Origin of the sequence: Vibrio coralliilyticus, from assembly GCF_024449095.1 — a bacterium.
Taxonomy (GTDB): Bacteria; Pseudomonadota; Gammaproteobacteria; order Enterobacterales; family Vibrionaceae; genus Vibrio; species Vibrio coralliilyticus_A.
Map to the genome: position 1 here is coordinate 2758039 of NZ_CP024627.1, position 21984 is coordinate 2780022.

Genomic DNA, 21984 nt, shown 5'->3' on the forward strand with positions numbered 1-21984 from the left:
TACATCATACATGCACTGTCAATCTGGAAGATCCCAACTATGCTTGGGATAACGCCCTTTCATTTCTTTTTGCACCTCTTTGTAAGCCCCAGCCCAGAAACTGGCTAAATCGCGTGTCACTTGCAGTGGCCTTTGCGCTGGAGAAAGCAGCTCCATAACCAGTGTTTTTCGGCCATCAGCAATATGAGGCGACGTTTGCTCACCAAACATTTCCTGCATGCGAACAGAAAGTACCGGCTCTTGGCCTTGTTGATAGCGTATCTTCTTTTTTGACCCAGTGGGCACAACATAGTGTGTCGGTAACCATTGTTCAATTTCTTGATTGAGTGGCCAAGCGATATAAGCCTGTAATGCTGGCTCCAAGTCCACTTTTGCTAATGCTTTCAGTGAGGTCACTCCGACAAGATAAGGCGCCAGCCACTGCTCTAAATTATCCAGTAACTCAACGTCCGACACTCCCGGCCATTGCTGCTCTGGCAACCACTCTGCCGCACATCGAATGCGTTCGAGGGTTTCTTTACTTTTTTCCGACCAGTTTAATGCATCGAGTCCTTTGCGGCGGACATAGTTGAGTAAAGCTTGAGTCATTTTTTGCTTATCTGGCTCTGGAAGTGAGCGACGACTAATGACCAAGCGACCAATTGTTCTATGTTGCTCAGCAATCAGTCGACCTTTATTTTCATCCCAATCTACATTCTCTTTGTCATCAATCAGGGAAGAAAGCCACGATTCGACAGCCAATAAATCCAACTCTACTGCAGAGAATACTTTGGAAGCCTCAGAGTGACTGCGCATGAGCTCAATCGCGACTATGTATTCCGAGGTGGACAATCGTTCATCATCCGCCATTTCAGCCCCGTGACCATTAGCCAAAAGAAATTTACCTGCCTGCCCAGTTCTTAATTGCCCAATACGGTCAGGGAATGCGATAGCCAGAGCTGCCGTAACCAAAGCCTCATCAACAGACGCCAGAGAAAAGTTGACAGACAACTTGCGCGCCAATGTTTGCGCCCGTTGGAAAACCATTTTTTGTTTGCTGTGCTGGCCGCGCTTCAAGCGGTCAATGCTCTGCAGAAAGTCCAAAATATGACGCTCAGGTTCTTCTAATAAAGCGGCAACAGCCGCCGCAGTATTAGCCCAATCTTGCTGTGCTGAATGCGTCAGCATAGCTGCGATGCGTGGCTCAACACTAAGCTCGCTCGCTAACCGACCTCGTTCCGTTAACTTATGATTGGTATCCAATAATCCCAGCTTGTGTAAAAGAGAACGAGATTGGCTCAAACCGCTCACAGGCGGTTCATCGAGCCAGTTTAGTTCAGCCGCATCTACCGTTCCCCACAGAGCAAGTTCAAGACTTAAAGCGGCAAGGTCAGAGTGCAAGATTTCGGCTTGAGGCACTTCAGGCTGCTGATTTAACTGACCTTCACTGTATAAGCGTAAACAAATACCGGGCTCAACTCGCCCTGCACGTCCAGCCCGCTGTTCCGCAGACGACTGTGCGATCCGAACTTGCTCAAGCCTAGTAATACCGCTTTTAATGTCAAACTTTGCGGTTCGCTCCAACCCTGCATCAACCACCAATCGAATACCTTCAATGGTCAGCGAAGTTTCAGCAATATTCGTCGCTAACACCACTTTACGCTTACCTGAAGCTGCAGGCTGAATCGCGGCTTGCTGCTGAGTGAAACCCAACTGCCCGTACAAAGGGCACACCTCTACCTCATCTGGCAATGCAGTCAGCCGCTCTTCAATGCGCTTGATTGCCGCCACACCGGGGAGAAACGCCAACAACGACCCTGACTCTGAATGGAGCAACATACTGATATGTTTGACCATTGCATCTTCAAATCGCTCATTGGGACGTAACGGGTGGTATCTGTACTCAACCGGAAAACTGCGCCCTTGCGACTCAATGTAGCTCGCTTCCGGCATCAATCGGCCCAATGCTCGCTCATCCAATGTCGCAGACATAACGACTAACTTAAGATCCTCTCTTAAGGCTTCTTGAATTTCCAAGCTAAACGCGAGCGCGGTATCAGCATGAATGCTGCGCTCATGAAACTCATCAAAAATCAGTAGAGAGACACCATTGAGTTCTGGATCAGATTGAATCATTCGGGTCATGATGCCCTCGGTCACGATCTCAAGTTTTGTCTCAGGGCTGACTTTAGTTTCTCCACGAACTCGATAGCCAACCTGCTGACCTACACTCTCTCCTAATTGCTGGGCTAAGTAACGGGCAATATTACGCGCCGCTAGTCGCCTAGGCTCAAGCATAATAATTTTGCCTTCGACCACATTATTGCGTAGTAGTTGTAAGGGAAAGTATGTCGATTTACCGGCACCGGGCGCCGCTTTAAGGATGACTTGAGTGCTTTCGCGTACAGCCGAGAGCAACTCAGGCATCACGCTCTCGATAGGCAGCTGTGACAATGGAAAAACCTTATGGTGTAATAATGTGAATATTGTACATAAATCCAGTCCCAAATGAAGTTTGATCCCCAACTTGAATCAGCCATCTTAATTAAACGCTACAAACGCTTTTTGGCAGACATTACCCTACCCGACGGCAGCGAACGTACTATTCATTGTGCCAATACCGGAGCGATGACCGGCTGCGCTACTGTAGGCAACACCGTTTGGTACTCAACGTCAGACAACCCAAAACGTAAATACCCCAATAGCTGGGAACTGACACAGACAACGCTTGGGCACCGTATATGCATTAATACTGCAAGAGCCAATCAATTGGCAGTGGAAGCGATAGAATCAGGTGTCATTAGTGAGTTGCAAGGCTATGAACAGTTAAAGACAGAGGTCAAATACGGCAATGAAAATAGTCGGATTGATATCTTGCTCAAGTCACAACATCAACCAACGTGCTATATAGAGGTAAAAAGCGTGACGTTGCTTGATGAAGAACGGCACGGGCAGGGCTACTTTCCCGATACGGTGACCACACGTGGTCAAAAGCATCTGAGAGAGCTCACAGAAATGGCACAAAATGGAAGCAGAGCGGTACTTTTATTCACTGTTTTACATTCAGGGATTGAAAAAGTCTCTCCGGCACACCATATAGACGCAAATTATTCACAATTGTTGAAAAACGCACAAGACCAAGGAGTTGAAGTTCTGTGCTATAAAGCAGAACTTTCAAACACTGAGATAAAACTGGTGGAGCGCATCAATTTCACCTATTGAGAGAAAAAATGATGTCACCTTCACATTGACAACAACTTTACTCTCTAGAGTTTGCCTCAAATTGTTCTTTTTGCTATAGATACCCGCCTTAAAATCTAACTGCGAGCGCAGTTGACTAGGTGTTAGTAGGAGATGCTGCATGCCAGAATCGAAGAAAAAAGCGCTAGGCATCCTAGCCATTGCAGGGGTTGAGCCATACACAGAAAAAGCTGGTGAAGAGTACATGTCACCAGAGCAACTGGCTCATTTCACAAAAATTTTGACCGCATGGCGCAACCAGCTCAGGGAAGAAGTTGACCGCACCGTGCACCACATGCAGGATGAAGCGGCAAATTTCCCAGATCCAGTTGACCGTGCTTCTCAAGAAGAAGAATTCAGCCTTGAGCTTCGTAACCGTGATCGCGAGCGTCGCCTAATCAAGAAGATTGAGAAAACGCTTAACAAGATCGAAGAAGATGAATTTGGCTTCTGTGACTCTTGTGGCATTGAAATCGGTATTCGTCGCCTTGAGGCACGTCCGACAGCTGACCTGTGTATTGATTGTAAGACACTGGCAGAAATCAAAGAAAAGCAGATGCAAGGCTAGCATGCGCTTTTAATCATTAAGGTAAGAGGGAGCATAAGCTCCCTTTTTGATTTTGATACGACAGGAAATGATGAGTTATATAGGCCGTTTTGCCCCTTCTCCCTCTGGCCCATTGCATTTTGGTTCTTTGGTTGCCGCTTTGGGCAGTTATTTTCAGGCAAAATCTCAACAGGGACAGTGGTTAGTCCGAATAGAAGATCTTGACCCACCAAGAGAAATGCCCGGTGCGTCAGATTTGATCTTGCGGACATTAGAAGCCTATCAACTCCACTGGGACCAAGAAGTCGTCTTCCAAAGTCAACGCCACGACTTATATCAAGGCCAAATTGAGCAATGGTTAGACTCACAGCAAGCCTATTATTGCCAATGCACCCGTAAGCAAATCAAAGCTCTGGGCGGTTTTTATAATGGCGCGTGTCGTCACCTTGCCCTCAACAATCCTAAAGATTGTGCTGTGCGTTTAACCATGACACATCCTGTTTATGATTTTGATGACCAAAAGCACGGTAAATTGAGTATTCCTAAACCCTTAGCAGATGAAGATTTTATTATAAAACGTCGGGATGGATTATTTGCTTACAACCTTGCAGTAGTATTGGATGATATTGACCAAGGCATCACAGAGGTGGTTCGCGGCGCAGACCTGATTGAGCCGACAGGCCGCCAAATCAGTATGTATAAGATGTTAGGTAAGACACCTGTCCGTTACCTTCATCTGCCACTGGCATTGGATGAGAATGGTCATAAGTTATCCAAGCAAAACCATGCTCCAGCTATCGACAACAGCCAGCCTCAGCCAGCTCTTATCGAAGCAATGCACTTTTTAGGTTTTGATATACATAAAGAAATTACACAGGCTAGTGTGGCAGAAATCATTGAGTGGGGCGTCTCAAACTGGCGAATTGACCAGCTACCAGAATCAACAGAGCTCACACCAAGATTCTCAAACCGCTCACTGTAAGCTATTATTAGCCGCAAATTCGCCCCAAGGGCATAAACGGAATCATAAGCTAGTCCTAACTAGGCACACTCAACCGCTGTTCACGCCAAGCGGAATCAGCGTAACGAGTCATTAATGCACATGAATAAAAACGACTATACACCAAGCGAAAAAGACAGTTATCCAGAGTTATCTCTGAACATTATTACTCGCCAAGAGCATAATATCTCTCGCAAACAAATCAGTGACAATGCATTGAAGGTGCTATACCGACTTCATGGTGCAGGCTTTGATGCCTTCCTAGTCGGTGGTGGTGTGCGCGATCTGCTACTGGGACAAAACCCTAAAGATTTTGATATCGCAACCAATGCCACACCAGAACAAATTCGTCAGCTGTTTAAAAACTGCCGCCTCATCGGCCGCCGTTTCCGTCTCGCACACATCATGTTTGGCCGCGACATCATTGAAGTGGCGACATTCCGTGGCCACCATCAAGAAACCAGCAAAAATATCTCTCAGCAATCCAAAGAAGGAATGCTACTACGTGACAATGTCTATGGCACTATCGATGAAGATGCAGAGCGCCGTGATTTCACCATCAATGCCATGTACTACAACATTGCTGACTATGCGATTCACGACTACGCTGGCGGTAATGAAGACCTCGAAGATCGACTGGTACGTTTGATAGGCGACCCAGAGACACGCTACCGCGAAGACCCAGTACGAATGCTTCGCGCCATTCGATTTGCTGTAAAGTTAGACTTTGATATCGAAGAAGACACCGCAGCACCGATCGAAGAAATGTCTTCACTGCTGGGCGATATTCCATCCGCACGCCTATACGAAGAATCACTGAAAATGCTCCAGTCAGGATATGGACTGGAAACCTATCACCTGATGCGTGAATACAATCTTTTCCAGCAGTTATTCCCAATCATCTCAGCTGACTTCACAGAAGAGTATTCTTCAAAAACAGAGCAGATGCTTGACTTGGTTCTTGATTCAACGGATCAACGAATCGAAGAAGGTAAACGCATCAACCCTGCATTTATGTTCGCGGCTATGTTGTGGTACCCGTTACAAGAACGCGCAGCCTTACTGATGGAAAAACGCAAGCTGTCTTACTACGACGCTATCATGGAAGCGAGTAACTACATTCTTGATGAGCAAGTTCGCACGATTGCGATTCCTCGCCGTCACACCGCGACTATTCGTGAGATTTGGCAATTACAACTGCGTATGCCGCGTCGAAATGGCAAGCGCGCTTTCCGACTGATGGAGCTAAATAAGTTTAGAGCCGGCTACGACTTCCTTGAAATGAGAGGAGAAATAGAAGGCGGTGAAACGGAACAATTAGCCAAATGGTGGGAAACCTTCCAAAATGCTGGACGCAACATGCGCCAAGCTATGGTCGCCGAACTGGATTCGGACGCACCAGAACAAGGTAAAAAACGTCGTCGTAAGCCATTTCGTAAGAAAAAGAACAAGGCTTCAACATCATGATCACGGCGTACATTGCTGTCGGCAGTAACCTTGCCGATCCTGTGGCCCAAGCAGAAAGTGCGATTGATGCATTGAAAAAGCTACCAAGATCTGAGTTTAGTCAGGCATCGATGCTGTACAGTAGCACTCCAATGGGGCCACAAAACCAGCCGGATTACATTAATGCGGTGGTCGAAATCCACACTGAATTAACGCCTTTTGAGCTGCTTGACCGTACTCAAGCGATCGAGCAAGAACAAGGGCGTGTCCGTAAAGATGAACGTTGGGGGCCAAGAACTCTCGATTTAGATATTGTTCTTTATGGCAATGAGGTGATTGATTCCGAGCGTCTGACAGTTCCACACTATGGAATGAAAGAGCGCGAATTCGTGCTTTATCCGCTCGCAGAAATCGCACCAAATTTAACCCTCCCATGTGGGACCAGACTGGAAGACTTACTCAAAGTTGTCAATCAAAACGGTCTGCGTATTTGGCAATCATAGCCAACTCCTTAAAAGGAAAAATCATGAAAAAAATTACCATTAACGACCTGATGAAATGGAAGCAGGAAGGTCGTAAATTTGCGACTTCAACTGCTTACGATGCTAGCTTTGCCCAGCTATTTGAAAGTGAAGAAATGCCAGTACTGCTAGTGGGTGACTCACTAGGAATGGTACTGCAGGGTACCCGCGATACGTTACCTGTCACCGTAGAAGAAATCGCTTATCACACACGTTGCGTACGTGCTGGAAGCCCTAACTGCTTGCTAATGGCGGATATGCCATTCATGAGTTATGCCACTCCAGAGCAAGCGTGTGACAGCGCTGCACAAATCATGCGTGCAGGTGCAAACATGGTAAAAATTGAAGGGGGTGACTGGTTAGTCGAAACCGTAAAAATGCTAACAGAGCGTGCCGTTCCAGTCTGTGCTCATCTTGGCTTAACACCTCAATCAGTCAACATCTTCGGCGGCTTTAAAGTTCAAGGTCGTGAGCAAGAAAAAGCCGATCGTATGGTACGTGACGCCCTCGCTCTACAAGAAGCTGGTGCGCAAATCATTCTCCTTGAATGTGTTCCTCAAGAGCTAGCAGCACGCATCACTGAAGTCTGCGATGTACCTGTTATTGGCATTGGCGCTGGCAATGTGACCGACGGCCAGATCCTCGTCATGCATGATATGTTTGGTATTTCAGCCAACTACATGCCGAAGTTCTCAAAGAACTTCCTTGCTGAAACAGGTGACATGCGTAAAGCTGTAGCTATGTACAAAGACGAAGTTGAAAGTGGTGCATTCCCAAGCGAAGCTCACACAATTGCGTAAGGATTTGACTGATGCAAACTTTTGCTGAAATTGCCGCTCTACGTGAGCAGATCAAACAGTATAAGCGTGATGGTCGTACAATCGCTTTTGTTCCGACCATGGGTAACCTCCACGAAGGACACCTAACTTTAGTACGCAAAGCGCGCGAACATGCTGACATTGTCATCGTCAGTATCTTCGTTAACCCTATGCAGTTTGATCGAAGCGATGATCTTAATAATTATCCTAGAACTTTAGATGAAGACCTAAGTAAGTTGAGCGGTGAAGGCGTCGAGATCGTTTTCACTCCAACACCAGAGGTCATTTACCCTGAAGGGCCAGAAAAACAAACCTTTATTGAGGTCCCTGGGTTATCAAATATCCTTGAGGGCGCTTCTCGTCCTGGCCACTTCCGTGGTGTCGCAACCGTAGTAACAAAACTGTTTAACATCGTTCAGCCAGATGTGGCTTGCTTTGGCGAAAAAGATTTCCAGCAGTTAGCCGTCATTCGTAAAATGGCCGCAGATCTCGCAATGGATATTGATATTATCGGTGTGGCCACAGTGCGTGAAATGGATGGTCTTGCCATGAGCTCACGTAATGGCCTCCTGACGATTGATGAGCGTCAAAGGGCTCCTGTTTTAGCTCGCACAATGCGCTGGATCAGCAGCGCTATGCGCGGTGGCCGTGATGATTACGCTTCGATCATTGAAGATGCTAGCGATCAGCTACGTGCTGCTGGCCTACACCCCGATGAAATCTTTATTCGAGATGCTCGAACGTTACAAGCCATCACCACAGAAACGACTCAAGCTGTGATTTTAATGTCAGCATTTCTTGGCCAAGCCCGCCTGATTGATAATCAAGTCGTTGAAATGGTTGTTGAAGCGAAAGAAGAAGAAAATTCCGAAGCCCCTTCTGAGACGACAGAGTAAACGGTATTTTAATTAGGAAACGAAAAGGCTTGGCATTATGCCAAGCCTTTATTTTTTGAATAAAGTAGCTTGCTACGAGCGCAGGCCAATACCTTTTGTCACTAGGTAATGAGCTACAGTGTAAAGTACAACAACAAATATGCCTAACACGCCAAATGACGTTGCAATACCAACATCCGATACCCCAAGAAAGCCGTAACGGAATGCATTGACCATGTAGACAATTGGATTGATTTTCGACACACTTTGCCAGAAATCTGGCAACAGGCTAATTGAGTAAAACACACCACCTAGATATGTCAGTGGCGTCAAGACAAATGTCGGAATGATCGAGATATCATCGAACGTCTTCGCATAAACCGCATTAATCAACCCACCCAAAGAGAACACCACAGACGTCATAAATACGGTTGCGATGATGATCCCCCAATGATCCACTTGTAAGTCGACAAAGAACAACGAGACAAAGGTCACTATCGTCCCCACCAATAAGCCACGTACGACTCCCCCCATGACGAACCCCCAAATAATCACATAGTTAGGGACAGGGGCAACCAACAATTCTTCAATATTTTTCTGGAACTTAGCACTGAAAAATGACGAGGCAACATTGGAGTAGGAGTTGGTGATCACCGACATCATGATCAATCCCGGCACTATATATTCCATATAACTGAAGCCGTTCATTTCACCAATTCGAGAGCCAATCAGGCTGCCAAAAATAATGAAGTACAGGGTCATAGTAATCGCTGGTGGAACCAAGGTCTGGACCCAAATTCGAGTAAAGCGATTGACCTCTTTGGTTAGTAGGCTACAAAAAGCAGTCCAATAAATACGATACATTTTATTGGCCTCCTTCGCGGACAATATTCACAAACAACTCTTCCAGACGATTGGCCTTATTACGCATCGACAGCACTTTGATACCCTGATCTGTCAATTGACTAAAGATGGCATTGAGCCCCTCACTCTTCTCGATTTCAATTTCTAATGAGCCATTGACAACACTCTGGCTGTTCACCCCTTTCAATGGGGGCACTTCTGCGCCATCTTCTAAATCAAGAATGAAGGTTTCCACATGAAGTTTATTCAACAGTGCTTTCATTGTGGTGTTTTCTATTAGCTCACCTTTGCTGATGATACCTATATTGCGACACAGCATCTCAGCTTCTTCGAGATAATGCGTAGTCAAAATAATCGTGATGCCTTCTTGGTTAATCTCCTTAAGAAATTCCCACATAGAACGGCGCAGCTCAATATCGACACCAGCCGTCGGCTCATCCAAGATAAGTAACTTTGGCTCATGGACCAGAGCACGAGCAATCATCAGGCGTCGCTTCATACCACCTGATAAGTTTCGCGCACGTTCGTTACGTTTTTCCCATAAATCGAGTTTAGTTAAGTATTTCTCTGCTCTTTGCTTAGCTAATGTGCGGGGCACGCCATAGTAACCGGCTTGCTGAAGCACGATTTGTTCAACCGTTTCAAACTGATTAAAGTTAAACTCTTGGGGAACCAAACCTAAATTTTGCTTTGCCAGCTCTAAATCTTGGTCGATGTCGTAGCCAAACACTTTGACCTTACCTGAGGTCTTATTAACCAGTGAAGAGATCACGCCAATGGTTGTCGACTTACCCGCACCATTAGGCCCGAGCAAGGCATAAAAATCTCCCTTGGCGACGTTGAGGCTGATACCTTTCAACGCTTCAAATCCCCCCGCATACGTTTTGCGGAGTTGTTCAATTTCTAATGCGTACATAGTTTTCAGTGTAATCGTTGGTTGGTGCAGGTGTGGGTAGCGTGCGTGTGCACTTAGACTGCCACGAATTGCCAACAAGTTTATCGTTGAATAACGATGAACACAATTACATAATTCGATTTATTTGGAAATATAAAATATTGCCACTCAATAAAAACGCCGCTGACAATCAGCGGCGTATGGCGAAACTAGATGGATTGAAACTGGTGTTCATCACTGTCAACATGCTTCAAAGCCGCCTTGAGAGCTTCGTAACGGAACTTATACATATTGCCTTCTGGTATCAAATCAATGACATGGAACTTTTCAAGCTGTTGCCTTGTACCCTCGTTAGGACACAATAGGTAGACTTGGCAATGTGCTTCAAGTGCATCTTTTATCGCATTCTCTAGGGCTAAACCGACAGTAACATCGATCATGGGAACATCAGTTAAATCGAGGATCATCACCTCGTAATCAGCGATACTGCTGTGCTGGCGAGAAATCGCTTTTGACACACTGAATATCATCGGCCCAGAAAGATAGAAGAACAGAACTTTGTCATTGGCACTGTCTAACAACGCTCTTTCGCTATCCGTCAATGGCACATCATTTTCATCCGCATCACTGATCGCTTTAACCTGACGTGCCTGCTCGCGACTCAAACGTTCAATAATAATAATATTGGAAATAAAAACGCCTAACCCGACGGCTACGATAAGATCGACGAAAACGGTCAGCAGCATCACACCATACATGACCGCCATACCTGCAAAACTCACTTTATGAGCTCGCTGGATGAAACTCCAATCGAGGATATTGAAGCCAACGTAAACGGCAATACCCGCTAAGACAGCCATCGGAATGGGCTCTGTGAGGCCACCTGCCACCAGAACCACCAAGGCTAGCACAAGCGCACGAATCACACCGGACAACGGAGAACGCGCGCCAACTTGAATATTGGTCACCGTTCCCATGGTTGCTCCCGCCCCAGGCAGCGCGCCAAATAAGCCTGAAATCATATTCGCTAGCCCTTGGCCACGAAGTTCTTTATCTGAATCGTGCTCTTTACGTGTTAACGAATCGCCAATCACGGCAGTTAAAAGCGTATCAATACAACCCAGCGTACCCAGAACCAATGCATCAATCACCATCTCAGTGAACATCGAAGCATCAAAATGTGGAATAACCAAAGATGGCAAACCCGCAGGAATTTCACCGATACGACGAATATCCTCACTATCAAACACTATCACCGATAAAAGCGTTACAGCGATTAACGCAACGAGCTGAGCGGGAACGTATTTCCGGTACTTCTTCGGAAAGAAGAATAAAATTCCCAATGTCAGAAGCCCAAGGAAGAGTTCACTAAACTTCATGTTAGCCACCGTATCAGGGAAGGCGGATAACGTGCCTAACACACCACCGGAAGGGGCTGCGTGGCCAAGCAGTGGCGATAGCTGAAGGATAATTAGAATGACGCCGATGCCAGACATAAACCCAGAAATAACACTGTAAGGCATCAAAGTTACATACTTACCGAGTTTTAATGTCCCCAGTAAAATCTGGAATGCACCAGCCATCATCACAACCGTAAAGGTCATTGCCATGCCCGTTTCTGGGTATTTGGCCATCATACTGGTCAGGACCGCAGTCATGATCACCGTCATTGGCCCTGTAGGCTCAGAAATTAGCGAGTTAGAACCACCAAATAGAGAGGCAAACAATCCAACTAAAATAGCCCCCCACAAACCGGCTTCTGCCCCAGCTCCAGAGGCCACCCCAAATGCCAATGCTAATGGCAAAGAGATGATAGCGGTGGTCACACCACCAAACACATCCCCTTTTAGGTTGATATCTTCAAAACGACTTCCAAACACAACTCAGCTCCACTGCTAACTAATGCAAGTTTGATGATTAAAGGTGCGGTAATTCAAGCTTCCTTTTTCTTCCCTGAATATCCGCATAAAAAGTAATTAAATTAAAGCAATCTTGTCGCCATCTTCGTTGATATGGTGACAAACTAATAACTTTAACAAATAGGCTTGTTCAAGGTTAGTCCGAATACAGATTCATCATGCACACTATATAACTCTTTGTTAGGTTCACTGCTAAGTTTATGTTTTTTAGCGATGAAACACGTCAGATGAGTGCTTGTTTACACAGTTTTGACAGGAACGGAATTGTAACATTGTGTATAGTAGCGAAAGAATTTTTAAGGATTGATTGTAAGATGCCGGAAATTAAACAGCTTTTTGACAATAACTCAAAGTGGTCTGAATCTATTAAGGCAGAACGACCAGAGTACTTTGCAAAACTTGAAGAAGGACAAAACCCAGGCTTCCTCTGGATCGGCTGCTCAGACAGCAGAGTTCCAGCAGAACGTCTCACCGGCCTTTACTCAGGCGAACTATTTGTTCACCGCAACGTGGCGAATCAGGTGGTTCATACTGACCTGAACTGTTTATCGGTTGTGCAATATGCGGTTGATGTTCTTAAGGTGAAACACATCATTGTTTGTGGTCACTACGGCTGTGGTGGTGTTAATGCCGCTATCGATAACCCTCAATTAGGCTTGATCAATAACTGGTTGTTGCACATTCGCGATAATTACCTCAAATACAAAGCACAAATAGAGTCCCTGCCACGAGATCAGTGGGGCAATAAATTGTGTGAGATCAATGTTGCTGAGCAAGTTTACAATCTAGGCAACTCAACCATACTACAGACGGCATGGGAAAGAGGCCAAGAAGTTGAGATTCATGGTTTCGTCTATGGGATTGGCAATGGCAAGCTCCAAGACTTAGGGGTTCGCTGTTCAAGTAGAGAAACCTTAGAAAACAGCCATCAAGAAGCGCTAAACAAGATTCTAACTTCACCAGTACTTGAATAGATAACAAAAGACCCGCATCTCGCGGGTCTTTTGTTATTGGAATCAGAGTGCTTTATTCTTGAGGAACCACTTTACCAATGTAAGGTAGGTGGCGGTATTTCTGCGCGTAGTCAATACCCACACCCACAACAAACTCATCTGGAATGGCAAAACCAACCCAATCGACCGGCACTTCTACTTCACGTCGTGAGGGCTTATCCAGTAAAGTACAGATAGCAATAGACTTTGGTTCACGTAAAGAAAGAATCTCTTTAATTTTATTCAGCGTATTGCCTGTATCAATGATGTCTTCGATGATTAGAACATCTTTACCTTTAATATCATCATCCAAATCTTTAAGAATGCGAACATCACGAGAACTTTCCATCGTGTTGCCGTAGCTAGAAGCTGTCATGAAGTCTACTTGATGTGTCAGTTCAATCTTTCGAGCTAAGTCAGCCATAAAGACAAATGAACCACGTAACAAACCAACCAGCACCAAATCTTCACTGCCCTGATAGTGAGCTGTAATTTCTTTGCCAAGTTCATTGACGCGTTCCTGAACCTCTTGCTCAGAAATCATTACTTCTACTGTATGTTTCATACCAATCTCATTTTCTGCATTAACGATAGCTTATTCGACGCGAGTTCAGATATCGCCAGATGATTTTAAGCCCGTAGTTTATCACCACTGTGTAGCGAGAGAAACGTTTGCTTGATTAAAGACTGCAATAACCATATGCAACTACATGATCGATAGCACGGTATTAATAAAAATAATTATTAAATAAACTGAAATCGTTGACCTAATTAATATGCACCATTACACTCATTAATGCGAAAGCAATAATAAAATACTAATTAGGGCAAAAGCCCACATATACAACTCAATTGGCAAGGAAATATAACTATGGATTCTATAGCTAAGAGACCGCGTACGCGTCTTTCACCACAAAAACGTAAGCAACAACTGATGGAAATCGCATTAGAAGTGTTTGCTCGACGTGGTATTGGTCGCGGTGGTCACGCTGACATTGCAGAAATCGCCCAGGTTTCTGTAGCCACCGTGTTTAACTACTTCCCAACCCGTGAAGATTTGGTTGATGATGTACTAAACTACGTGGTTCGTCAGTTCTCTAACTTCCTATCTGATAATATCGACCTCGATATTCACGCGAAAGAAAACCTACGCAACCTAACTTCAGCGATGGTTGATCTGATTGTCAACGACTGTCACTGGTTGAAAGTTTGGTTTGAGTGGAGTGCTTCAACACGTGATGAAGTATGGCCCTTGTTCGTGACCACCAACCGCACCAATCAACTGCTGGTTCAGAACATGTTTGTCAAAGCCATCGAGCGAGGTGAGGTGTGTGACGAACACGATCCTGCAGATCTAGCAACACTGTTCCATGGTATTTGCTACTCATTGTTCGTACAGGCTAACCGTACTCAGGACGATGAGTCTGTGAATCGCCTGACACAAAGCTACCTAGATATGCTTTGCATCTACAAGTAAGTAGGCTTACGCCTTAATACTAGCCGGGTTTTCACCCGGCTTTTTTGTGTTTGTAAAGACCTGTCTAGTCCTAAAATGAAAAAAGCCGCTGAGTAATCAGCGGCTTTTGTTAGTCAGTTTTCAGAGAAATTACTTTTTCTTTTTAACTGCTTTTTTGTTTGGAAGGTCAGTGATAGAACCTTCGAATACTTCAGCAGCTAGACCGACAGACTCGTGTAGCGTTGGGTGAGCGTGGATAGTTAGTGCGATATCTTCTGCATCACAACCCATCTCAATAGCTAAACCGATTTCACCGAGTAGTTCACCACCGTTAGTACCAACGATCGCACCACCAATAACACGGTGAGTCTCTTTGTCGAAGATAAGCTTAGTCATACCGTCAGCGCAGTCAGATGCGATTGCACGACCTGATGCAGCCCAAGGGAAAGTTGCCACTTCGTACTTGATGCCTTCTTCCTTCGCTTCTTTCTCAGTCTTACCAACCCATGCCACTTCAGGCTCAGTGTAAGCAATTGAAGGAATAACTTTAGGATCGAAGTAATGCTTCTTACCAGCAATAACTTCAGCAGCAACGTGGCCTTCATGCACACCTTTGTGAGCAAGCATTGGTTGACCAACGATATCACCGATAGCAAAGATATGAGGTACGTTTGTACGAAGTTGCTTATCTACATTGATAAAGCCACGCTCATCAATTTCTAGACCCGCTTTCTCACCATCGATAAGCTTACCATTTGGTACACGACCGATAGCCACTAGAACTGCATCATAGCGCTCTGCTTCAGCAGGGGCTTTCTTGCCTTCCATTGACACGTAGATACCGTCTTCTTTTGCTTCAACTGCTGTCACTTTCGTTTCTAGCATTAGGTTGAATTTGTCCTTCACACGCTTGGTGTAAACTTTAACGATATCTTTATCTGCCGCTGGGATAACTTGGTCAAACATCTCAACGACGTCAACTTTAGAACCAAGTGACTGGTAAACCGTACCCATTTCTAGACCGATGATACCACCACCCATGATAAGTAGCTTTTCAGGAACTTCTTTCAGTTCGAGTGCATCCGTTGAGTCCCAAATACGTGGGTCTTCATGCGGAATAAATGGCAGTTTGATAGGACGAGAACCCGCAGCAACGATAGCGTTATCGAAGTTTACGGTTGTTGCCTCTCCTTCGCCTTCAACAAGGATAGAGTTAGGGCCAGTAAATTTGCCGTAACCGTTAACAACCGTCACATTACGCATCTTAGCCATACCGCTAAGACCGCCAGTCAGTTGGTTAACGACTTTCTCTTTCCAGATACGAATTTTGCTGATGTCAGTTTGCGGCTCACCAAACACAACGCCGTGATCTGCCATAGCTTTTGCTTCTTCAATTACTTTAGATACGTGAAGAAGTGCTTTAGATGGGATACAACCCACGTTTAGACATACACCGCCAAGAGTGCTGTAGCGCTCGATTAGTACAGTTTCAAGACCTAAGTCTGCACAACGGAAGGCAGCGGAGTAACCAGCAGGACCAGAACCAAGTACAACAACTTGGGCTTTAATTTCTTTGCTCATTTTGACCTCTTGTAGTCATTATCCCTAACAGGCTGAGTGGGTATTGATTCTTTTGTTTAAGAGTGGTTGGTTTTAAACAGTTATTTTCAGACCGCCAACAGTTTACAGAGATGTTAATGGTGTGAAAAGCAATTCCATTTAGCCTGTGAGCTAGCCAACAATTAAGTTAGGAAAACGTTCTCCTTCACCCAATTGTCAGATGTTTCTATTAACAGAGGCGGCTAAAAAGGCCGCCTCTCAATCATCTCAGTTCAATTAAAGAACCAGACGACGGATGTCTGATAGCGCACTGTTTAGGAAGGTAATGAAGCGCGCACCTTCAGCACCATCGATCACACGGTGGTCGTATGATAGAGACAGTGGAAGCTGTAGGCGAGGTTCGAACTCTTTACCGTTCCATACAGGTTTCATTTCAGACTTAGACACGCCAAGGATACCGACTTCTGGAGCGTTTACGATTGGAGTGAACGCAGTACCGCCGATGCCACCTAGGCTTGAGATAGTGAAACAGCCACCTTGCATGTCAGCCGCAGTTAGCTTACCTGCACGTGCTTTCTTAGAAACCGCCATTAGCTCTTCAGATAGCTCGTAGATGCCTTTCTTGTTCACGTCTTTAAAGACAGGAACAACCAGACCGTTTGGCGTATCTACTGCGATACCGATGTTCACGTACTTCTTCAGAATGATGCTTTCGCCATCTTCAGACAGAGAAGAGTTGAACGCAGGGAACGCTTCAAGCGCTTTAGCAGCAGCTTTCATGATGAACACAAGTGGCGTGATCTTCATGCCTGTATCTTTCTTCGCTTCGATAGCGTTCTGCTCTTTACGGAACGCTTCTAGCTCAGTGATGTCTGCGTTATCCCACTGTGTAACGTGAGGGATCATTACCCAGTTACGGTGTAGGTTCGCACCAGAGATCTTCTTGATCTTAGAAAGCTTCTGAACTTCAGTTTCACCGAACTTGCTGAAGTCAACTTTAGGCCAAGGTAGAAGGCCAAGAGCAGAGCCGTCACCGCCTTTGCCAGATGCTGCTGCACCAGACTCAAGACGCTTAAGCGCATCCTTCACGTAGGCTTGAACGTCTTCTTTCAGGATACGGCTCTTACGGCCAGAACCTTTAACTTTAGACAGGTTAACGCCAAACTCACGCGCTAGACGACGAACAACTGGAGACGCGTGTGCGTACTCGTTGTTCTCTTGGAAATCGCCAGTCGTTACTGGATCTGCTGCCGCTGGTGCTTCTGCTTTAGGAGCTGCCGCAGGTGCCGCCGCTTGAGCTGGAGACGCTGCAGGAGCTGGTGCTGCACCCGCCACTTCGAAGACCATGATTAGAGAGCCAGTAGACACTTTGTCGCCAGCTGCAATCTTGATTTCTTTGACCGTGCCCGCAAATGGTGCTGGTACTTCCATTGAAGCTTTGTCGCCTTCTACAGTGATTAGAGATTGCTCTTCTTCCACTGTATCGCCAACTGCAACCATGATTTCAGTCACTTCAACTTCGTCGCCACCGATATCTGGAACGTTCACTTCTTTCGCTGCAGACGCCGCTGGAGCCGCTGCTACTGGAGTTTCTGCTGCAACAGGTGCCGCTGGAGCGCCAGAGCCTGCTACTTCGAATACCATGATTAACGAACCAGTCGTAACTTTATCGCCTGCTGCTACTTTGATCTCTTTTAGAGTACCAGCGAATGGTGCAGGTACTTCCATAGAAGCTTTGTCGCCTTCAACTGTTAGAAGAGATTGCTCTTCTTCGATGCTGTCGCCAACTGCAACCATGATTTCAGTGACTTCAACTTCATCGCCACCGATGTCTGGTACGTGAACTTCTTTCAGTTCACTTGCAACAGAAGGGGCCGCAGCTGCTGGAGCTGGAGCCGCTGCTGGTGCAGCCTCTGCCGTAGCAGGTGCAGCGTCAGCTGCACCCTCGGCTTCGAAAATCATGATTAGAGAACCAGTAGAAACTGAGTCGCCTTCAGCAACTTTGATTTCTTTAACGATACCCGCTTGAGATGCAGGAACTTCCATAGAAGCTTTATCGCCTTCAACTGTGATCAGAGACTGCTCTTCTTCAACCTTGTCGCCAACGCTTACAAGAATTTCAGTAACTTCAACCTCATCCGCACCGATGTCTGGTACATTAATTTCGATTGCCATTTCTTATTTACCTTCTCAATTAAGCGTATAGCGGGTTAGTTTTTTCAGTGTCGATGTCAAATTTAGCAATCGCTTCAACGACTACTGACTTCTCAACATCACCACGCTTAGCCAGTTCACTTAGCGCTGCTACAACAACGTAACCTGCGTTCACTTCGAAGTGACGACGTAGGTTTTCGCGGCTGTCTGAACGACCAAAGCCATCAGTACCCAGTACTTTATAAGACTCAGAAGGCATGAACGCACGAACTTGTTCTGCGTAGTTCTTCATGTAGTCAGTCGCTGCGATTGCTGGCTCGCTACCCATCACTTGTGCGATGTAAGGCACTTTTGCGTCAGCTTCTGGGTGTAGCATGTTGTCACGCTCTACCGCTTGGCCGTCGCGAGTCAGTTCGTTGAATGAGGTTACAGAGAACACGTCAGACGCGATACCGTACTCTTCGCTCAGGATAGTCGCAGCTTTACGTACTTCGTTCATGATAGTGCCAGAGCCCATTAGCTGAACTTTAGACTTGTCACCAGCGTAAGACTCAAGCTTGTAGATACCCTTACGAATGCCTTCTTCAGCGCCTTCTGGCATTGCTGGCATGGCATAGTTTTCGTTCATTACCGTTAGGTAGTAGAACACGTTCTCTTGCTCAGGACCGTACATGCGACGGATACCGTCTTGCATGATTACCGCAACTTCGTACGCGAATGTTGGGTCGTAAGAGATACAGTTAGGAACTGTGTTCGCCATGATGTGTGAGTGACCGTCTTCGTGCTGTAGACCTTCACCGTTTAGCGTTGTACGACCAGCAGTAGCACCTAGTAGGAAACCACGAGCTTGTTGGTCACCAGCCATCCACGCCATGTCGCCAACACGTTGGAAACCGAACATAGAGTAGTAGATGTAGAACGGAATCATTGGCAGATCGTTTGTGCTGTAAGAAGTAGCAGCAGCAACCCAAGATGCCATAGAGCCTAGCTCGTTGATACCTTCTTGTAGTACCTGACCAGATGTTGCTTCTTTGTAGTAAGAAACAATGCCTTTATCTTCTGGTGTGTATTCCTGACCGTGCGGGTTGTAGATACCGATCTGACGGAATAGACCTTCCATACCGAACGTACGTGCTTCGTCACAGATGATAGGAACGATGTTCTTACCAATGTTCTTGTTCTTAAGCAGGATATTAAGAGTACGAACGTAAGCCATAGTTGTAGAAATATCACGCTTTTGCTCACTTAGTAGCGGTGCGAACTCTTCTAGCTCAGGTACTTTGAATTCTTGAGTGAATTTAGGTAGACGCTGTGGCGTGTAACCTTTTAGTTCTTTACGACGAGCGTGTAGGTATTCGTATTCCGCAGAACCTTCTTCAAGCTTCAGGTACGGAAGCTCTTTAACCGCTTCGTCAGTTAGGATGTCTTGAAGACCTAGACGATCACGTAGGTGTAATACGTGAGTCATGTCCATCTTCTTAACTTGGTGCGCGATGTTCTTACCTTCAGCCGCTTCACCCATACCGTAACCTTTAACAGTCTTAGCTAGGATGACTGTTGGACGACCTTTAGTTTCTGCCGCGTTTTTGTATGCTGCGTACAGTTTAGAAGACTCGTGACCACCACGCTTAAGTGCAAAGATTTCGTCGTCTGTCATGTCTGCAACGAGTGCAGCTGTCTCTGGGTATTTACCAAAGAAGTGCTCACGTACGTATGCGCCATCTTTAGATTTAAATGTTTGGTAGTCACCATCTACAGTTTCGTTCATTAGCTGTAGAAGCTTGCCAGACGTATCTTTAGCAAGTAGTGCATCCCAGTTGCTACCCCAGATAACTTTAACAACGTTCCAGCCAGCACCTTTGAATAGGCCTTCTAGCTCTTGGATGATGCTACCGTTACCCATTACAGGGCCATCTAGACGCTGTAGGTTACAGTTCACTAGGAAACATAGGTTGTCTAGTTTCTCACGAGCTGCGAAAGACAGTGAACCACGTGATTCTGGCTCATCCATCTCACCGTCACCTAGGAACGCGTATACACGTTGAGCAGACGTGTCTTTCAGACCACGACCGTCAAGGTACTTAAGAAAACGCGCTTGGTAAATCGCAGAAATTGGGCCTAGACCCATAGATACTGTTGGGAACTGCCAGAACTCAGGCATCAGTTTAGGGTGCGGGTATGATGGAATACCTTTGCCGTCTACTTCTTGACGGAAGTTGTCTAGCTGCTCTTCAGTTAGACGACCTTCAACGAATGCACGAGAGTAGATACCTGGTGAGATGTGACCTTGGTAGTACACTAGATCGCCACCGTCCGTCTCGTTTGGAGCACGGAAGAAGTGGTTGAAACATACTTCGTAGAATGCAGCAGAAGACTGGAAAGACGCCATGTGGCCGCCTAGCTCTAGGTCTTTCTTAGATGCACGTAGAACGATCATGATTGCGTTCCAGCGGATGATGGAACGAATACGGCGCTCAAGTGTTGTGTCACCTGGGTAAGCTGGTTCTTGATCTGCAGGAATCGTGTTGATGTAGTTGGTTGTGATTCCTGTTGGCATGTCAACACCGTCTAGACGTGCTTTGTCCAGAACTTGCTCTAGTAGGAACTGAGCACGCTCTACACCTTCTTCACGTACAACTGACTCAAGGGCTTGTAGCCATTCTTGAGTTTCCAGTGCGTCTACGTCATGCTTCATATCAGACATGGCGATCTATCCTTCTGTTGGTTGGATCTACTTATTTAAGTAACGCTCTTTACGAGTCGTTACCCTGCTGAATTCGACGCAAAGATCGCTCACGGCGAGACTCTTCACGACTCAAATCCAACAATGTTTCTTCAATATAAGCTAAGTGTGAGTGCGACATTTCACGCGCCTTTTCTGGCTGACCAGAAACGATCGCATCAACGATATTAGCTCGGTGTTTACTTACTTTTTCCACCACTTCATCGCGGCGATGTAAGAGCTTAAGATTCTGAAGGACGTTTTGCTCCAGCAAAGGGGCCAAACTGCGAACGATATGAAGCAAGACAACGTTGTGCGCCGCTTCAGTCAAAGCGATCAGAAACTGCATCACCGCAGCCGCTTCCGCTTCAACATTTTTCTTCGTTTGCTCTTCGCTGATGTTTTTCAGGCAAGCCTGAATACGGGCAAAGTCCTCATCGGTGCCACGAACTGCTGCAAAATAAGCAGAGATACCTTCCATCGCATGGCGCGTTTCGAGTAAATCCAGCTGTGTTTCCGAATGGCTAGACAATAAATTTAGCAGAGGATCTGAAAAACTCGTCCAGATATTCTCGCTAACAAATGTGCCACCACCCTGGCGACGAGTGAGAAGACGTTTAGCTTCGAGGCGTTGAATTGCCTCACGGATTGAAGGACGAGACACATCAAACTGCTTTGCCAGTTCGCGCTCTGGTGGCAACTGCTGCCCCGGAGACAATGTTCCTTCCACAATCAGCCGTTCTAACTCTTGTTCAATTACATCAGAGAGTTTTGGCTGACGAATCCTTTGATAAGCCATAGTTGTTGTTCTTCTACTCTTTGCAGTCAATTGGTATTACCAATTTTAAGTTGGCGACGAAATTAACATAATTAAAACGCAAGTTCCAGTCAAAAATTGACCCACATCATAGAACGAGCCATGCATCAACACTTTGATAACATTAGCCGATTAAAACAGCAATCAAATTGGTCTGACCAATTACAAAATATAAACAG

At 45.9% G+C, this 21984-nt stretch carries 18 protein-coding genes; 9 read left to right on the forward strand and 9 right to left on the reverse strand.

Annotated features, from left to right (window positions below):
• Window positions 1-18: 18 nt before the first annotated feature.
• Window positions 19-2433: an ATP-dependent helicase HrpB gene (hrpB, locus tag CTT30_RS12910; protein ID WP_252035345.1), complete on the reverse strand. Its 2415-nt coding sequence runs from the start codon at window positions 2431-2433 to the stop codon at window positions 19-21.
• 54 nt (window positions 2434-2487) lie between these two features.
• On the opposite strand from hrpB, the gene sfsA reads away from it, so the two are divergent.
• From sfsA to panC, 7 genes are all read left to right on the forward strand, one after another.
• Entirely contained in the window at window positions 2488-3201 is a 714-nt protein-coding gene (sfsA, locus tag CTT30_RS12915) for a DNA/RNA nuclease SfsA (protein ID WP_252035346.1), read from the forward strand.
• A gap of 139 nt (window positions 3202-3340) precedes the next feature.
• Window positions 3341-3787, forward strand: coding sequence for an RNA polymerase-binding protein DksA (dksA, locus tag CTT30_RS12920; RefSeq protein WP_006958112.1), 447 nt, complete (start codon window positions 3341-3343; stop codon window positions 3785-3787).
• Between the two features lie 70 nt (window positions 3788-3857).
• Window positions 3858-4748, forward strand: coding sequence for a tRNA glutamyl-Q(34) synthetase GluQRS (gene gluQRS / locus CTT30_RS12925; protein ID WP_252036646.1), 891 nt, complete (start codon window positions 3858-3860; stop codon window positions 4746-4748).
• Window positions 4749-4862: 114 nt separating this feature from the next.
• On the forward strand, window positions 4863-6233 hold the full coding sequence (gene pcnB, locus CTT30_RS12930) for a polynucleotide adenylyltransferase PcnB (RefSeq protein ID WP_239865230.1): 1371 nt from the start codon (window positions 4863-4865) through the stop codon (window positions 6231-6233).
• Window positions 6230-6715: a 2-amino-4-hydroxy-6-hydroxymethyldihydropteridine diphosphokinase gene (gene folK / locus CTT30_RS12935; protein WP_252035347.1), complete on the forward strand. Its 486-nt coding sequence runs from the start codon at window positions 6230-6232 to the stop codon at window positions 6713-6715. Before pcnB ends, folK begins: the two co-directional genes overlap by 4 nt.
• Before the next feature lie 23 nt (window positions 6716-6738).
• Window positions 6739-7533 (forward strand): 3-methyl-2-oxobutanoate hydroxymethyltransferase, encoded by a 795-nt coding sequence (gene panB, locus CTT30_RS12940; RefSeq protein ID WP_239865231.1) that lies wholly within the window; start codon window positions 6739-6741, stop codon window positions 7531-7533.
• An 11-nt stretch (window positions 7534-7544) separates the two neighbouring features.
• Window positions 7545-8447 carry a pantoate--beta-alanine ligase gene (gene panC, locus CTT30_RS12945; protein WP_252035348.1) on the forward strand — a complete coding sequence of 301 codons (903 nt, stop codon included), beginning with the start codon at window positions 7545-7547 and terminating at the stop codon, window positions 8445-8447.
• A 72-nt stretch (window positions 8448-8519) separates the two neighbouring features.
• On the opposite strand, the gene CTT30_RS12950 is transcribed toward panC, so the two are convergent.
• The 3 genes from CTT30_RS12950 to CTT30_RS12960 all read right to left on the reverse strand — a co-directional run bounded on the left by CTT30_RS12950 (window position 8520) and on the right by CTT30_RS12960 (window position 12065).
• Window positions 8520-9290 carry an ABC transporter permease gene (locus CTT30_RS12950; protein WP_252035349.1) on the reverse strand — a complete coding sequence of 257 codons (771 nt, stop codon included), beginning with the start codon at window positions 9288-9290 and terminating at the stop codon, window positions 8520-8522.
• Window position 9291: 1 nt separating this feature from the next.
• A complete protein-coding gene (locus CTT30_RS12955; RefSeq protein ID WP_252036647.1) occupies window positions 9292-10206 on the reverse strand; it encodes an ABC transporter ATP-binding protein in 915 nt (304 codons plus the stop codon).
• Window positions 10207-10394: 188 nt separating this feature from the next.
• Window positions 10395-12065, reverse strand: a complete 1671-nt coding sequence (locus CTT30_RS12960) for a SulP family inorganic anion transporter (protein ID WP_239865235.1) — start codon at window positions 12063-12065, stop codon at window positions 10395-10397.
• Window positions 12066-12418: 353 nt separating this feature from the next.
• On the opposite strand from CTT30_RS12960, the gene can reads away from it, so the two are divergent.
• A complete protein-coding gene (gene can, locus CTT30_RS12965; protein WP_239837804.1) occupies window positions 12419-13078 on the forward strand; it encodes a carbonate dehydratase in 660 nt (219 codons plus the stop codon).
• Window positions 13079-13130: 52 nt separating this feature from the next.
• Here can and hpt read toward each other — a convergent pair whose 3' ends face one another.
• A complete protein-coding gene (gene hpt, locus CTT30_RS12970) occupies window positions 13131-13661 on the reverse strand; it encodes a hypoxanthine phosphoribosyltransferase (RefSeq protein ID WP_239837805.1) in 531 nt (176 codons plus the stop codon).
• Window positions 13662-13967: 306 nt separating this feature from the next.
• Between hpt and CTT30_RS12975 the strand changes: the two genes are divergently transcribed.
• Entirely contained in the window at window positions 13968-14573 is a 606-nt protein-coding gene (locus CTT30_RS12975) for a LuxR/HapR/OpaR family quorum-sensing transcriptional regulator (RefSeq protein ID WP_239837806.1), read from the forward strand.
• Between the two features lie 129 nt (window positions 14574-14702).
• Here the strand turns inward: CTT30_RS12975 and lpdA are convergent, their stop codons facing one another.
• The 4 genes from lpdA to pdhR all read right to left on the reverse strand — a co-directional run bounded on the left by lpdA (window position 14703) and on the right by pdhR (window position 21787).
• A complete protein-coding gene (lpdA, locus tag CTT30_RS12980; RefSeq protein ID WP_239837807.1) occupies window positions 14703-16133 on the reverse strand; it encodes a dihydrolipoyl dehydrogenase in 1431 nt (476 codons plus the stop codon).
• A gap of 255 nt (window positions 16134-16388) precedes the next feature.
• A complete protein-coding gene (aceF, locus tag CTT30_RS12985) occupies window positions 16389-18287 on the reverse strand; it encodes a pyruvate dehydrogenase complex dihydrolipoyllysine-residue acetyltransferase (RefSeq protein WP_252035350.1) in 1899 nt (632 codons plus the stop codon).
• A 19-nt stretch (window positions 18288-18306) separates the two neighbouring features.
• Window positions 18307-20970 carry a pyruvate dehydrogenase (acetyl-transferring), homodimeric type gene (gene aceE, locus CTT30_RS12990; protein ID WP_239876876.1) on the reverse strand — a complete coding sequence of 888 codons (2664 nt, stop codon included), beginning with the start codon at window positions 20968-20970 and terminating at the stop codon, window positions 18307-18309.
• 49 nt (window positions 20971-21019) lie between these two features.
• On the reverse strand, window positions 21020-21787 hold the full coding sequence (gene pdhR / locus CTT30_RS12995) for a pyruvate dehydrogenase complex transcriptional repressor PdhR (protein WP_006958126.1): 768 nt from the start codon (window positions 21785-21787) through the stop codon (window positions 21020-21022).
• Window positions 21788-21984 lie beyond the last annotated feature (197 nt).

Excerpts from the sequence above, each read along its gene's own strand:
- aceF (WP_252035350.1), bottom strand. The coding sequence starts at position 18,287 with ATGGCAATCGAAATTAATGTACCAGACATCGGTGCGGATGAGGTTGAA.
- CTT30_RS12975 (WP_239837806.1), top strand. The coding sequence starts at position 13,968 with ATGGATTCTATAGCTAAGAGACCGCGTACGCGTCTTTCACCACAAAAA.
- panC (WP_252035348.1), top strand. The coding sequence starts at position 7,545 with ATGCAAACTTTTGCTGAAATTGCCGCTCTACGTGAGCAGATCAAACAG.
- folK (WP_252035347.1), top strand. The coding sequence starts at position 6,230 with ATGATCACGGCGTACATTGCTGTCGGCAGTAACCTTGCCGATCCTGTG.
- pdhR (WP_006958126.1), bottom strand. The coding sequence starts at position 21,787 with ATGGCTTATCAAAGGATTCGTCAGCCAAAACTCTCTGATGTAATTGAA.
- panB (WP_239865231.1), top strand. The coding sequence starts at position 6,739 with ATGAAAAAAATTACCATTAACGACCTGATGAAATGGAAGCAGGAAGGT.
- sfsA (WP_252035346.1), top strand. The coding sequence starts at position 2,488 with ATGAAGTTTGATCCCCAACTTGAATCAGCCATCTTAATTAAACGCTAC.
- aceE (WP_239876876.1), bottom strand. The coding sequence starts at position 20,970 with ATGTCTGATATGAAGCATGACGTAGACGCACTGGAAACTCAAGAATGG.
- pcnB (WP_239865230.1), top strand. The coding sequence starts at position 4,863 with ATGCACATGAATAAAAACGACTATACACCAAGCGAAAAAGACAGTTAT.
- lpdA (WP_239837807.1), bottom strand. The coding sequence starts at position 16,133 with ATGAGCAAAGAAATTAAAGCCCAAGTTGTTGTACTTGGTTCTGGTCCT.
- CTT30_RS12950 (WP_252035349.1), bottom strand. The coding sequence starts at position 9,290 with ATGTATCGTATTTATTGGACTGCTTTTTGTAGCCTACTAACCAAAGAG.
- CTT30_RS12955 (WP_252036647.1), bottom strand. The coding sequence starts at position 10,206 with ATGTACGCATTAGAAATTGAACAACTCCGCAAAACGTATGCGGGGGGA.
- dksA (WP_006958112.1), top strand. The coding sequence starts at position 3,341 with ATGCCAGAATCGAAGAAAAAAGCGCTAGGCATCCTAGCCATTGCAGGG.
- gluQRS (WP_252036646.1), top strand. The coding sequence starts at position 3,858 with ATGAGTTATATAGGCCGTTTTGCCCCTTCTCCCTCTGGCCCATTGCAT.
- hpt (WP_239837805.1), bottom strand. The coding sequence starts at position 13,661 with ATGAAACATACAGTAGAAGTAATGATTTCTGAGCAAGAGGTTCAGGAA.
- can (WP_239837804.1), top strand. The coding sequence starts at position 12,419 with ATGCCGGAAATTAAACAGCTTTTTGACAATAACTCAAAGTGGTCTGAA.